The sequence below is a fragment of the Burkholderia crassaminum genome (assembly GCF_964265005.1).
Taxonomy (GTDB): domain Bacteria; phylum Pseudomonadota; class Gammaproteobacteria; order Burkholderiales; family Burkholderiaceae; genus Burkholderia.
In genome coordinates this window covers 3,195,857-3,209,365 of the sequence record NZ_OZ183800.1, presented here as the reverse complement: position 1 = coordinate 3,209,365, position 13,509 = coordinate 3,195,857, and the positions used below count along the sequence as shown (strand labels likewise).

Sequence of the window (13,509 nt, the reverse complement as noted above, 5' to 3'; positions counted from 1 at the left end):
GTGTCCTTTGCGCTCAGCCCTTCGCGGGGGCGAGATCCTTCACGTCGACGGGGTGTTCGCCCATCTGCAGGTGCAGCCGTTCGCCGGTGTACGGCGTGTGACGGCGCACGACGTCCATGTCGAGTTCGATGCCGAGGCCCGGCTCGTTCGACGGGATGATGTAACCGTCTTCCCAGCGGATCGGCGTCTTCACGACTTCCGCGTGGAAGCCGCCCCACGTCATGATGCTTTCCTGAATCAGGAAGTTCGGCGTGCAGGTCGCGAGCTGGATGCTCGCGGCCGCGCCCACCGGCCCGTTGTACAGGTGCGGCGCGATCTGCGCGTAGTGCACTTCGGCGAGCGTCGCGATCTTCTTCGCTTCAAGCAGGCCGCCCACGCGCGCGACGTTCAGTTGCAGGATCGATGCGCCGCCCGCCTGCAGCAGCTTGTGGAATTCGTACTTGGTGGTCAGGCGCTCGCCGGTCGCGATCGGAATCGACGTGTGCTTCGCGACTTGTGCGATCGCTTCTTCCTGGCCGGGGGGGACCGGCTCCTCGAACCACAGCGGGTCGTACTTTTCGAGCCGCTTCGCGAGCCGGATCGCCGACGACGGCACCATCTGCCCGTGCGTGCCGAACAGCAGGTCGGCCTTGCTGCCGACGGCCTCGCGCACCTTGCGGCAGAACAGTTCGCAGCGGTCGAGCACCTCCAGCGACAACTGGTGGCCCGAGTACGCCGTGTACGGGCCGGCCGGGTCGAACTTGACGGCCGTGAAGCCGAGCTTCACGTTCTCGGCCGCGCATTCGGCGGCGAGGTCGGGATCGTCGTAGTCGTATTCACCTTTCGCGTTCTTCGGGTACAGGTACGTGTACGAGCGCAGCCGCTCGTGGATTTTCCCGCCGAGCAGTTCATACACGGGCTTGCCGGCGGCCTTGCCGATGATGTCCCAGCAAGCCATTTCAAGGCCGCTGACGACGCCCATCATCGTGAGGTCGGGCCGCTGCGTGAAGCCGCTCGAATAGGCCTGGCGGAACAGCCGTTCGACGTGATGCGGGTCGCGGTTCAGCAGGTGGCGTTCGAACACGTCGTCGATGATCGGCGCCATTGCCTTCGGGCCGAAGGTCGCCGAATAGATCTCGCCGACGCCTTCGATGCCGTCATCGGTCTTCAACTTCACGAAGATCCAGTACATCCCGCCGATATGCGGCGGCGGCACGGCGACGATATGGGTTTCGAGCGAAACGATCTTCATACGGACTCCTGGATACGGTGAATGCGGTTGAGGCGGACTTTGAGGAAGGCGGCCGCGCCCGCGCCGCACAGCGCGATGGCCGCGATATAGCCGAAATAGAGCTGGTAGCCGTGCGCGCCCGGGTAGGTTTGCGTCACGTAGCCGTTGATCAGCGGCACGAACACGTCGGGCGAATAGCCGAGCACCGAGATCAGGCCGATCGCGAGGCCCGCGCAGTGCGTCGGCACCTTGCAGTCGTCGAGCAGCGACCAGTACAGGCCGCGGATCGCGTAGGTGAGGATGCCGATGAACAGCACGAGCACGACGAGCATCGCCTGCGGGCTGTGCGCGGGCGCGGCGATCAGCCCGACGAGCGACAGCGCGGCGAGTACGAGCGCCCAGAACAGCACCGACACCTTCGACACGCGGTCGCCGAGGAAACCGCCGCCGATGCCGCCGACGGGGCGCATCCACAGCTTGAGCGTCGTGATGAAGCCGGCCGCCGTCGCGCTGAGCCCGAAATTGCCTTCGTGCAGGTAGGCCGAGAAGCTGTAGGTCGCCCAGAACACCTGGTAGCCGCAGAACACGATCGCGGCGACGAGCCACAGCTCGGGGATCGCCGCGAGCGTCTTCAGGTCGGTCAGCACGTTGCCTTTTCGGCGTTCCGTCACGGCCTTGCGTTCGTTCGTGCTCGCCGGATCCTTCACCAAAGCGAGCAGCACACCGAGCGCGATGCAGAAGAACGCGTACAGATGCACGACGAGCCTGAAGCCGGCCGCATCGGTGCCGCCGCGCGCCTGCGTCACATAGGCGAACAGCGTGATCGCGATCGTCGCGAGCAGCGCCTCGATGAGCCCGCGGCCGCCGTCGAGCAGCCCGAAGAAGCGGCCCTGTTCGTCGGGGCCCGCGATCATGTTCACGCGCTTGATCACGGCGGCCCAGAACGTCAGGCCGGTGGTCAGCCCCCAGCCGCCGAAGATCAGCACGAGCGTGTCGAACGACGGCCCGGTCGCGTAGACGAGCCCGAGCGCGCCCGTTGCGAGCAGCGAGAAGCAGATCAGCCAGCGCGGCGACAGGCGGTCGGCCAGCCAGCCGCTCGGCAGGTAGCTGACGAGGAAGATCGTGCCGAGCGACGAATACAGGTAGCCGAGCTGCACGTCGTCGATATGGAAGAACTGCAGCATCGTCGGCTGGTACACCTGCCGCAGATACAGCATCGGGTAGATCGCGCCAGCGGCAATCACGAGCAGCAGCAGTTGCAGGTAGCGTTGCGCACGGGAATGCTGCGACGCGTGAGCGTCGAGCGCTTTGTCGTGCAACGCGAGCGATGCCGCGGGCGTCGACGGTTGGGTCGGCATGATGTCTTCCTCCATCAGGCGTCCTTGAAGCGGAGGCCTGCAGGTTTTTTATGTTCTGGTTGAATCAGGGGCGGCGCGCGCGGCGTGGTGTCGTGGTGCGCGCGCCGGAAACTGTGCGTTGGCGCGGCGGTGTCAGTACTTCATGACGACGAGGCGCGTCTGCGTGAATTCGAGCATCCCGTGCTTGCCGTCGTCGCCGCCGAGGCCCGAGCGCTTCCAGCCGGCGTGGAAGCCCTGGTACGGATCGGCCGGCGTGCGGTTCACGTACAGCTCGCCGGCTTCGATCGCGTTCGCGACGGTCATCGCGGTGCGGTAATGCTCGGTGTAGAGCACCGACGACAGGCCGAACTGGTGGTCGTTCGCCTGCGCGATCGCTTCGTCGATCGTCGTGTAGCGCAGCACGGGCATGATCGGGCCGAAGGTTTCCTCCTGCACGATCTCCATGTCCTGCCGCACGCCGGTGAGCAGCGTGGCCGGGTAGAAGAAGCCGGGGCCGTCGGGGATCGCGCCGCCGGTTTCGAGCGTCGCGCCTGCCGCGATCGCGCGTTCGACCATCCCGTGGATGTGCGCGCGCGCCGATGCGCTGACGAGCGGGCCCATCCGCGTGGCGTCTTCCGTACGGTTGCCGATGCACACGGCCGCCATCTTCTCCTTCAGCAGCGCGACGAAGCGGTCGTGCACGCTGTCGTGCACGTACACGCGTTCGATGGCCGTGCAGAGCTGGCCGCAATGGGTCGTCTTCGACGCGACGAGTGCAGCGGCCGCGCGTTCGAGGTCGGCGTCGGGCTCGATGATCGCGGGCGTCTTGCCGCCGAGTTCGAGCGACGGCTTGGCGATGTTCGCCTTGCAGTAGTCGAGCACCTTGCGGCCCGCGTTCACGCTGCCGGTCAGCGTGATCATCCCGACTGCAGGGTGCGTGCACAGCGCTTCGGCCGTCGCGTGGTCCATCGTCAGGATGTTGACGACGCCCGGCGGGAAGCCCGCATCGTCGGCCGCCTTCGCGATCTCGAACGCGGACACCGGCGTGTGGTTGCTCGGGCGCACGACCACGGTATTGCCGGCGATCAGCGCGGGCGCGACCTTGCGCAGCAGCGTGTAGACGGGATAGTTGAACGGGATCAGGCACGCGACGACGCCGATCGGCTCGCGCTGCAGGAACAGGTTTTCGTCGGGCGTGTCGCTCGGGATGATCTCGCCCTCGATCCGGCGCGCCCACTCGGCGTGGTAGCGCGTGATCTGGCCTGCGTAGACGGCCTCGTTCGACGCGTCCTCGACGCTCTTGCCGGATTCCTGCGCGAGCGCCGCGCCGATCTCGGACGCGCGTGCGGTCAGCGCGTCGGCGAAACGGTGCAGGTACACGGCGCGCTCGGCGCTCGGCAGCTTGCGCCACGCCTTCTGTGCGGCCGCCGCGGCGTCGACGGCGGCGAGTGCGTCGGCCGGTGTCGCGGCGGGCACGCGCGCGAACGGCGCTTCGGTGGCGGGGTTGTGGACGACGATGAACGCGTCGCTTTCGGGGGCGACGAAACGGCCGTTCACGTAGTTGCGTTCGGTGCGCATGAAGTGACTCCTCCGATGAATGCAGGCGGATCGCTTCGGGTGGCGACACGCGCGGTGCGGGACAGAGGCCATTCTCTTCATGCGTTTAGCGCACGACAAACGACTTATTTTCGCGCCGGGCATGAGAAAAACGCACGTTACTCGGCCGATCAGCCGGAATCGCGCGTCCGGCAAGGCTGCCGTGGCGCGGGCCGGGAGCGGGGCGGGCGGCGGCGGGGCCGCATTTTCCGACGGGTCCGGATGCGCGTGGGGGCGGAAGCCGGTAAGGTGTCGGCCGCGCCTGGGGCTTCGGCGCGGGCGGGGCGGTCAGCTATGCCTCGGGGACGGGGCGTGCGCTAGGCCAGCGGCACCTGCGGAAGCGGCGACGACGGTTCGAGATGGCGCTTCGCGAGCCACACTTCCTGCTGCAGCCAGTCGCGGAACTGGACGATGTGCGGCAGGTTCGTCTGCTCGGGCCGCGTGACGAACCAGTACGACTGGTGGCCGTCGACGTGCACGTTGAGCACCTGCATCAGCTGCCCGGTCGCCAGTTCGCGCGCGACCATATGGCGATCGGCGATCGTGATCCCGAGGCCGTCGATCGCCGCGCGGATCGCGTGGTCGAGCAGGTCGAATTCGTAGCCGCCGCGCGTGTCGACGTCGGCGATGCCGGCGGCCTTCAGCCAGTGCTGCCAGGTCAGGTAGCGCTGGTCGTCGGTGGCGAGCACGTGCAGCAGCGTGAAGCGGTTCAGGTCGATCGGCGCGCCGTCCTGCCGCAGCCGCGCATACAGCGCCGGCGCGCAGACGGCGATATGCTGCTCCTGCATCAGCAGGGCGTTGTCGAAGCCGTCCCATTCGCCGTCGCCGAACCGGATTGCGCAGTCGAGCACGCGTGATTCGCCGAGGCTGTCGTGAATGCGGGTCGTGAGGCTCAGCTCGAATTCGGGATGCGCGTCGCGCAGCCGGCCGAGCCGCGGCATCAGCCAGCGCGCGGCGAAGGTGGGCGGCACGTTTGCGCGCAGGCGGTTCAGGTGGGTTTTTTCCTGCAGGCTGCGTACGGTCAGCTCGATCTTGTCGAACGATTGCTGCAGCGCGCGCAGCAGTACGCGGCCGGCCGCCGTCAATTCGAGCTGGTGATGGCGGCGTTCGAGCAGGGTTTCGCCGAGCTGGCCCTCGAGCTGGCGAACCTGCCGGCTCACCGCGCTCTGCGTCACGTTGAGCAGTTCGGCCGCGCGTGTGAAGCTGCCGGTGCGGCCGGCCATCTCGAAGGCTTTCAGCGCGTTCAGCGCCGGCATCTTGCGTCTCACGGGGCGGTGTCGTGTTTGGTGCGGGATGCTTATTGTAGGCGGGTGGCGCGGGCGCGGGGACGATGAATGGATGCGACGGAGGGCGCGGGCCCTCGCGGTTTTGACGGCGCGGCGATTGGCGCGCCTTGTTGCGATCAGGCTGCCCGCAGGAGGGACGGCGGTGACGGCCGGCAACAACACGAACGATACGAACGATACGAAAGAAAGGGACACACATCATGCGACGCCTGCCATCGTTGATCGCACTGCGATTTTTCGAGGAGACCGCGCGTCACCTGAGCTTCAACCGTGCGGCGGTTTCGCTGTGCGTGACGCAGGGTGCGGTGAGCCGGCAGATCCGGCTGCTCGAGGAAGCGCTCGGCGCGCGGCTGTTCGAGCGCGATCACAAGGGCGTGCGCCTGACCGATGCCGGCCAGCGGTTGCTGCCGTTCATCGGGCAGGCGTTCGATACGATCGAACGCGGCGTCGACGAAGTCGCCGCCACGCGGCCGGGTGCGAAGCGGCGCCTGACGGTGTCGCTGCCGCCGACGTTCGCGACGCAGTGGTTTTCGCCGCGGCTCGGCACGCTCGCGGAGGCGCTGCCCGACGTCGAGTTGTCGATCCGCACCGAGCCGGCCGACGATTGCCATTGCCACATCCGCTTCGGGCGCGCGGCGCGCGCCGGGATGCAGTCGGAGTTGCTGATGATGGAGCGGCATGCGCTCGTCGGTGCGCCGCGTTATCGCGGCGATGCGCTCGACGTGCTGCTCGGCCGGCTGCCGTCGCTGCATGTGCTGCACGAAGGCAAACGCCTGACGCTATGGGCCGACTGGTGCGAGCAGGCGGGCGTGCAGGTGGCGCGGATCGGTGACGGCATCGAGTTTTCCACGCTCGAACAGGCGATCCGCGCGGCGCGCAAGGGCGCGGGGCTCGCGGTGGTCGACCTGAACATGATCGAGGAGGAGATCGGCGAGGGTAGCCTCGTGCGGCTGTCGCCGGTGCAGCCGATCGGGCCGTTCGGTTATTGGCTCGATGTCGAGCCGGAGAGTGTCGCGGTCGAGCACGTGGTTGCGCTTGCCGCGTGGTTGCGGGAGCAGGCGGGGCGGAAGGGGTAGGGGGCGGGCGGACGGCCTGGCATCACCGTGTGCCGATGCCTGCCGTCACGAGGTCGGGCGGATCGTTCCGGCGGCCGTACTGCAATCTGTCAGAGAGTGTCACCAGTCGCGGAGTACAAATCGGGATCCAGGCCGAAGTGCATGAACGTTTCCCGGCCACCGATGGCTCTGGCCTCGGCTTCCGAGATGATGGGCAACTGGCACTTCGATGGATCGATGCGTCCCACGTTGAAGACGGTTCTCGGCAGCGGTGCTGCGGGCATGCTGGTCGGCGGTGCGGCCAGTTCGGCGGAGGATGTACGCGCGAGACTGCGACGAAGTTCGTGCGCGAGGAATTCTTCAAGGAGTCGCCTCATTTCCGCGCGCCGGACGACACGATTCCCGTTCGTCGTGCGACGGCGTGCCGCTGACGGCCGCACAATCCGGAATCGGGCGATCGGGCTGTGCTTTTCTGTCATCGTAAATCCCCTTCTCGATCAAGTAATCCCGTAGCGCCAGCACGGATGCGCCATGCGGTGCAACGTCGAAAGTCACCCACCGATGTGATCCGGCGGCTCGCCAGAAGTTTCGCCCGATTCGAGTCGCATAGAGCATGCGTAGTGATCGAAGCGATCCATCGGCCAACCCGACCGGATATCCCTGGAAATACTGGAACAGGGCTGCCTCGTCGGCATGCACACCAGGAATGGGCGCATCGAAGCCAAACCTTGGCCACGCGTAATATCCAAGGAGTCGCGGCCCGCCGGGTTCCGGCGGCGACTTGCGGCCACCCATCGCCAAAGCGCTGATCCGCGCGATGCCCAACGTATCACACGCTCGAACGATCCTCCAGAGCATGGCCGCACCGAACCCGGCGGCCGCACTGTCGGCCAGATCGATTGCACTGAGTTCAAGCACTCGCCTGTCGGCGGTCTGGAAAACAGTTATCCGGTTTTCCGATCGGATCAAGGTCGGATGAGTGACGGCGAATGTCAATTTGCCGGTACTGTCGAGATAGGTTTGAACATCCGATCCTGCCGGCGCACCACACAACGACACGAGCAACTTGTCGGAAACCGGGCAGTCGACGCCAAGCAATGCGGCAATGTCCAGGTCGTTTCGTTCGATCGCCAGTCGATCGTCGAAAAACGTCGCCTCATACGGCAGCGTGTGACTGAGATCGACGTGATGGGCGGACATGGCTGCTGACGAAGAACAGAAAGTCTTCAGCATAGCGGCGCGACTCCGGTTCGCCGAGTCCGCCAAACGGCCAGCTCCGGTAAGGAATGGTGGCCCGTTCCACCCGCCTTACGTCCAGTCGAACGTCAACAGCGCTACGCGGCTGACCGGTTCGTAAAACAAGAGAATCCAGTCAGCCCCCATCGCGCGATACTCCCACCCCGTCACGCCGGCGACGAAGCGAAAGCGCGCACCGTCGGGGCCGATCGGCCGGATATCGTCCGGATTGCTGTCGTCGATCGGAAAATCCGAGGTGCCCGACCAGTTGCCCCAGCCGACCGATCCGCCAAGCTGGTCGATCAGGTTGCACGGTTTTTCCTGGCTGAAATCGCGCTCGTCCGGCGCGTACTGATTGGACGAGTAGAGCACGCCGTATTCGGCGAACCGCTTGCGCGCGGCTTCGATGCTGGCCTGTTGCTCGGCGTAGTGCGCCTCCAGTTCCTTGCGATAGCCCGCGTCGTGCGCGCCGGGCGGGTTTTCCAGATAGAAGTAGCGCGGGTCGCCGAGCAGCGTGTAGCGGTTGTTGTCGTCGAGCCGGAACCCGATCCAGTTCGCGCGCAGATAGTCGTTGTGGTACGCGGTCGTGTCCTGCCCGACGAGCCCGTCGTACGGTTCGACGGGGCTGAGCAGGTGGATCCAGCCCTCCCACGACGGATTGACCGTCGACAGGTCGATCGACACGAGCGGATGCAGGTGGCGCGCGAGTGCGGCATGGGGCTCGGCAAAGACGTCGGTGTCCGACGGGTAGACCTTCAGGCCGGGTTGTGGCGTGACGATGTCTTCGATCATGATCGGTCTCCGCACGGTGAGGATCCGGCAAGGCTACACGAGTGAAGGCGAAAACCGGATGAATGCCGGCGCCGCCGCGGCCTGTGCGAATCCCGTCCCGCTCCATCCACCCGTTCGGCTGTGAAGGCATTCGCGTCGATCCGTCTGGAGATCGTCTTCTTGATAATAGTTGATAACCGGGATACGCTTGACCGATCGAATTCAATCCGGTCGGGAGGTCGACATGATCAGTGCGGAACTGGGCCAGCAACTGGAGGCTTACGTCGCGAAGCTGGTCGAATCGGGGCGTTACGGATCCAAGAGCGAAGTGCTGCGCGAAGGCGTGCGCCTGATCCAGGATCGCGAGGCGCAACTGAATGCGCTGGACGCAGTGATCGCGCGCAGCCTGGCCGATGCGGAAGCAGGACGTGGCGCCGAGGCGGCGGAAGTCTTCGATCGTCTGGAGGCGAAGTATCGGGCACAGGCGAATCGTCAGGCCTGACCGTGCGACTGTCTGATTTTGCGATTGCCGAACTCGAGACGATTGCCGATTGCATCGCGCGTGACAATCCGCAACGAGCCGTGACCTTCGTGCGGGAGATTCGCGACAAGTGTCTGGGTCTTGCCGGGATGCCGCTGGCGTTTCCGCTGGTGCCGCGCTTCGAGCGTCACGGCGTGCGGCACCGCGTGTATGGCAACTACCAGATCTTCTATCGGGTCGTCGGCGATCCGCCTGCGCGGATCGACATCCTTCAAATTCTGCACGGGGCGCGGGATTACGCGTCGATTCTGTTCTGAGCGATATCGGCAATCGCGTCTTCTCGCAGGGAACACGAAAATCCGCCGGCCGCATTGCATGAACCCGGCTTCGGCCGGGTTCGTTCAGATCGCATTCCGCATCGCCACGGCGCATGAGCCGTATGTCGCTGCGAAAGCACCGAGCGCGACGACGCGCGCGCACGCCCGCACCCCGCCTCCATCGTCAATGCCCCGACGCCTCCTCCAGCGTCAGATGCTTCGTCTCCGGCGCCCACGCGATCGACACGATCATCCCCACCAGCAGCACGCCCGCGAGCGCGAACATCGTCGCGTGAAAGCCGAGCGTCGCGATGCCGGCCGGCAGCAGGAACGTGCCGATCGCCGAACCGAGCCGGCTGCACGCGATCGCGAGGCCCACGCCGCATGCACGCACTTCGGTCGGGAAGCACTCGGGCGGGAACACGCCCACGAGGTTGCTGAACGCCGACATCGTCAGCGTGAAGATCGCGAACGCGACGATCATCGCGATGGCCGCCGACGACGGCAGCACCGCCAGCGCGACGAGCGACGCGCACGTCACCGCGAACGAGCCGATCAGGAAGCCGCGTCGCGACAGCCGGATCGTCAGCCAGATGCCGATCAGCGCGCCCAGCACGAGAAACGCGTTCAGCAGCAGGTCCGCACCGAAGCCTTCGGCGAGGCCGATCGTCTTCAGGATCGTCGGCAGGAACGTGTAGATCGCGAAATACGGAATCACGAGGCACACGAAGAACGCGCAGTTGAAAATCGTGCGGCGGATCAGGTCGCGCTGGAACAGCCGCGCGAAGCCTGCATTCGCATGCGGTTCGGCCGAACCATCGAGCATCACGTGCGGCCCGAAATGCTTCGCGACGATCGCGCGCGCCTCCTGTACGCGGCCCTTGCCGAGCAGCCAGCGCGGCGATTCGGGCGTGCCGATCCGCAGCACCAGCACGATCAGCGCAGGCAGCGCAGCCGACGCGAGGAGCCAGCGCCATGCATCGGGCGTCGCATCGCTGTATGCGAGACCGAGCACGTTCGCGGCGACATAGCCGATCGTCCAGATCACGCTGAACGAGCCGAGCAGTGCACCGCGATGCTTGCGCGGCGAGAATTCGGCGAGGATCGCGTGGCCGACCGTGAAGTCGCCGCCCATCCCGAAGCCGATCAACACGCGCAGCACGCACAGTTCGAGCGGCGACGTGACGAAGCACTGCGCGAACGCGGCCGCCGTGATGATCACAAAGCTCGTCAGGAAGATCTTCTGCCGGCCCATCCGGTCGGACAGCCAGCCGAACACGAGACTGCCGAAGAAGATGCCGATCAGCGCCGAGCTGCCGATCATCCCCATCCAGAACGCATCGATCGGCATCTGCTTGCCGAGCGCGGCGAGCGCGTAGCCGATCGTGCCGAGCGTGTAGCCCTCGGTGAAGTGCGCGCCGAACGTCAGGCCGGCGATCTTCACGTGGAAACGGTTGAGCGGCACGTCGTCGAGGGCGACGGGGCGGTGCGGCGCATCGGCGCCACGCGACAGCGGCAGCGCGCGTGTGGTGCCGGATTGAACGTTGGCTTGGGTCAAGCTGCCTCCTGGATTGTTATCTGGCGCGCAGCGGTGCGCGCGGGCGGAGCGCCGCCGCGAGCACCGTGCAAGGCGCCGCGCAGCCGGACGGCGCGCGGCGCGGGTCGACCGCGGGGAGCGGTCAGCGGCCGAGGCCGGCCATCAGCGTGTACTTGAGTTCCACGTATTCATCGAGGCCGTACTTCGAGCCTTCGCGGCCGAGCCCCGATTGCTTGACGCCGCCGAACGGTGCGACTTCGGTCGAGATGATCCCGTCGTTGACGCCGACCATCCCGCTTTCCAGCGCACCCGACACGCGCCACGCGCGGCCGAGGTCGCGCGTGTAGAAGTACGCGGACAGCCCGAACGGCGTGTCGTTGGCCGCGGCGACGGCCTCTTCCTCGGTCGTGAAGCGGAAGCAGCCGGCGACGGGGCCGAAGGTTTCCTCTTCGGCGATCAGCATGTCGGGCGTCATGCCGGTCAGCACGGTCGGCTCGTAGAACGTGCCGCCGAGCGCGTGACGCTTGCCGCCGATGAGCACGTTTGCACCTTTCGCGGTGGCATCGGCCACGTGCCGCTCGACCTTGCCGAGCGCCGCCTCGTTGATCAGCGGCCCCTGGTCGACTTCACCCGCGAGCGCGTTGCCGACGCGCAGCGTGCGCACGGCATCCGCGAGCTTGCGCGTGAACGCGTCGTACACGCCGTCCTGAACGAGAAAGCGGTTCACGCACACGCAGGTCTGGCCCGTGTTGCGGAACTTCGACGCGATCGCACCGACGACCGCCGCATCGAGATCGGCATCGTCGAACACGATGAACGGCGCGTTGCCGCCGAGTTCGAGCGACAACTTCTTCAGCGTGTCGGCCGACTGCTTCGCGAGCAGCTTGCCGACCCGCGTCGAGCCCGTGAACGACAGCTTGCGCACGACGGACGAACTCGTCAGCGTCTCGCCGATCGCGACCGCATCGCCCGACACCACGTTGAATACGCCGGCCGGCACACCCGCGCGCTCGGCGAGCACGGCGAGCGCGAACGCCGACAGCGGTGTTTCCTCCGACGGCTTCAGCACCATCGTGCAGCCGGCCGCGAGCGCGGGGCCGGCCTTGCGCGTGATCATCGCAAGCGGGAAATTCCACGGCGTGATCGCCGCGACGACGCCGACCGGCTCGCGCGTGACGACGATCTGCGAATCCGGCTTCGGGCTCGGGATCACGTCGCCGTACATGCGCTTCGCTTCTTCCGCGAACCATTCGAGAAAGCTCGCCGCATACGCGACTTCGCCGCGCGCTTCGGCGAGCGGCTTGCCTTGCTCGCGCGTCAGCAGCTCGGCGAGCTCGTCGCGATTCTCCAGCATCAGCTCGCCCCAGCGCTTCACGCGTGCGCCGCGTTCCTTCGCGGTCAGTGCGCGCCACGCGGGAAACGCGTGTGCGGCCGCGTCGATGGCGCGCTGCGTGTCGTCGGCGCCGCCTTTCGCGACTTTCGCGATCGTCTCGCCGGTCGCGGGGTTCAGCACCGGATAGGTCGCATCGCTCGCGCCATGCGATTCGTGCCATTCGCCGCCGATGAAATGGCCGGTCCTCAGAAATTCATTCATTGTGTGTCGTTCCTTCAGTGCCTCGGAGCTTCAGTCCTTCAGTCCGTCAGTCCGTCGCGAAACTGCCCTGCGCCGGACGCGACGCGCGCGCGATGCGCTTGCCGGCCGTGTAGTCGTTGATCAGGTCGCACGGCGTGTAGTTGCGTTCCAGTTCGTGCAGCTCTTCTTCGGTGAGCTGCGTTTCGAGCGCGCCGAGCGCGCTGTCGAACTGCTCGACGGAATCCGCGCCGACCAGCATGCTCGCGATGCCGGGGCGGCTCAGCACCCACGCCTGCGCGATCTGCGCGGGCGGTACGCCGCGGCGCTTCGCGACCTTCGCGACCGATTCCGCGATCGCGAGCGACGAAGCATCGCCGTACATCTGCGCGGTGAAGAAGTCGGTCTGGTTGCGCGTCGATTGCGGCTCGCAGGTGAGCAGGCCGCGGGCGAGCGGGCTGAACACCGACACGCCGACGCCCTGGTCGATGCAGTACGGCACCATCTCGCGCTCTTCCTCGCGATACGCGAGGTTCAGCTGCAGCTGCATGTTGATCGGCTTGTCCCAGCCGTTTCGTTCGCAGGCCTGCATGATCTTCGCGAACTGCCACGTGTACATCGTCGATACGCCGATATAGCGCGCCTTGCCCGCGCGCACGATGTCGTGCAGCGCGCTCATCGTTTCCTCGACGGGCGTGTTCACGTCGAAGAAGTGCAGCATGAAGATGTCGATGTAATCCATCCCGAGCCGCTTCAGCGAAGCGTCGATGCCGTCGAGCACGTGCTTGCGCGAATGGCCACCCGCGTTCGGATAGCTGCCCATGTCGTAGCCGACCTTGGTCGTCACGACGAGCTCCTCGCGGCGCGCGTTGCGCTTCAGGATGCGGCCGACCACTTCCTCGCCGACGCCTGTCGAATAGAAATCCGCGAGATCGATGAAGTTCACGCCGGCGTCGAGCGCGCGGCGCACGATCGGCTCGCTCTGCGCTTCGTCGAAGATCCAGGGCTTCCATTCGGGGGTGCCCATGTTCATCGTGCCGAGACACAGGCGGGACACCTTCAGGCCGGACTGGCCGAGGCGGACGTATTCCATGTTTCCTCCAGGTGCGGCCT

General features: G+C 66.3%; 13 protein-coding genes. 3 read left to right on the top strand and 10 right to left on the bottom strand.

Features of this window, described 5'->3' with window-relative positions; genetic code table 11:
- Positions 1-13: 13 nt before the first annotated feature.
- From ACPTTF_RS31440 to ACPTTF_RS31425, 4 genes are all read right to left on the bottom strand, one after another.
- Positions 14-1,231 carry a mandelate racemase/muconate lactonizing enzyme family protein gene (locus ACPTTF_RS31440; protein WP_423369571.1) on the bottom strand — a complete coding sequence of 406 codons (1,218 nt, stop codon included), beginning with the start codon at positions 1,229-1,231 and terminating at the stop codon, positions 14-16.
- Positions 1,228-2,568: an MFS transporter gene (locus ACPTTF_RS31435; protein ID WP_423369570.1), complete on the bottom strand. Its 1,341-nt coding sequence runs from the start codon at positions 2,566-2,568 to the stop codon at positions 1,228-1,230. Before ACPTTF_RS31435 ends, ACPTTF_RS31440 begins: the two co-directional genes overlap by 4 nt.
- A gap of 132 nt (positions 2,569-2,700) precedes the next feature.
- Positions 2,701-4,125, bottom strand: a complete 1,425-nt coding sequence (gene aldA, locus ACPTTF_RS31430; protein WP_423369569.1) for an aldehyde dehydrogenase — start codon at positions 4,123-4,125, stop codon at positions 2,701-2,703.
- Between the two features lie 335 nt (positions 4,126-4,460).
- Positions 4,461-5,399, bottom strand: coding sequence for a LysR substrate-binding domain-containing protein (locus ACPTTF_RS31425; protein ID WP_011356424.1), 939 nt, complete (start codon positions 5,397-5,399; stop codon positions 4,461-4,463).
- Positions 5,400-5,629: 230 nt separating this feature from the next.
- Here ACPTTF_RS31425 and ACPTTF_RS31420 point away from each other — a divergent pair, with 230 nt between their 5' ends.
- Entirely contained in the window at positions 5,630-6,505 is an 876-nt protein-coding gene (locus ACPTTF_RS31420; RefSeq protein ID WP_423369568.1) for a LysR family transcriptional regulator, read from the top strand.
- Positions 6,506-6,594: 89 nt separating this feature from the next.
- Here ACPTTF_RS31420 and ACPTTF_RS31415 read toward each other — a convergent pair whose 3' ends face one another.
- The 3 genes from ACPTTF_RS31415 to ACPTTF_RS31405 form a co-directional block, all read right to left on the bottom strand.
- Positions 6,595-6,861 carry a hypothetical protein gene (locus ACPTTF_RS31415; protein WP_423369567.1) on the bottom strand — a complete coding sequence of 89 codons (267 nt, stop codon included), beginning with the start codon at positions 6,859-6,861 and terminating at the stop codon, positions 6,595-6,597.
- Positions 6,845-7,717, bottom strand: a complete 873-nt coding sequence (locus ACPTTF_RS31410; protein WP_423369566.1) for a hypothetical protein — start codon at positions 7,715-7,717, stop codon at positions 6,845-6,847. Before ACPTTF_RS31410 ends, ACPTTF_RS31415 begins: the two co-directional genes overlap by 17 nt.
- A gap of 75 nt (positions 7,718-7,792) precedes the next feature.
- Positions 7,793-8,512, bottom strand: a complete 720-nt coding sequence (locus ACPTTF_RS31405; RefSeq protein ID WP_423369565.1) for a hypothetical protein — start codon at positions 8,510-8,512, stop codon at positions 7,793-7,795.
- Between the two features lie 223 nt (positions 8,513-8,735).
- On the opposite strand from ACPTTF_RS31405, the gene ACPTTF_RS31400 reads away from it, so the two are divergent.
- Positions 8,736-8,993 carry a type II toxin-antitoxin system ParD family antitoxin gene (locus tag ACPTTF_RS31400; protein ID WP_423369919.1) on the top strand — a complete coding sequence of 86 codons (258 nt, stop codon included), beginning with the start codon at positions 8,736-8,738 and terminating at the stop codon, positions 8,991-8,993.
- Positions 8,994-8,995: 2 nt separating this feature from the next.
- Positions 8,996-9,289: a type II toxin-antitoxin system RelE/ParE family toxin gene (locus ACPTTF_RS31395; protein WP_423369564.1), complete on the top strand. Its 294-nt coding sequence runs from the start codon at positions 8,996-8,998 to the stop codon at positions 9,287-9,289.
- Positions 9,290-9,473: 184 nt separating this feature from the next.
- Here the strand turns inward: ACPTTF_RS31395 and ACPTTF_RS31390 are convergent, their stop codons facing one another.
- The 3 genes from ACPTTF_RS31390 to ACPTTF_RS31380 all read right to left on the bottom strand — a co-directional run bounded on the left by ACPTTF_RS31390 (position 9,474) and on the right by ACPTTF_RS31380 (position 13,489).
- Positions 9,474-10,808 (bottom strand): MFS transporter, encoded by a 1,335-nt coding sequence (locus ACPTTF_RS31390; RefSeq protein WP_423369918.1) that lies wholly within the window; start codon positions 10,806-10,808, stop codon positions 9,474-9,476.
- 160 nt (positions 10,809-10,968) lie between these two features.
- Positions 10,969-12,420: an NAD-dependent succinate-semialdehyde dehydrogenase gene (locus tag ACPTTF_RS31385; protein ID WP_423369563.1), complete on the bottom strand. Its 1,452-nt coding sequence runs from the start codon at positions 12,418-12,420 to the stop codon at positions 10,969-10,971.
- Positions 12,421-12,466: 46 nt separating this feature from the next.
- On the bottom strand, positions 12,467-13,489 hold the full coding sequence (locus ACPTTF_RS31380; protein WP_423369562.1) for an aldo/keto reductase: 1,023 nt from the start codon (positions 13,487-13,489) through the stop codon (positions 12,467-12,469).
- Positions 13,490-13,509: the final 20 nt, after the last annotated feature.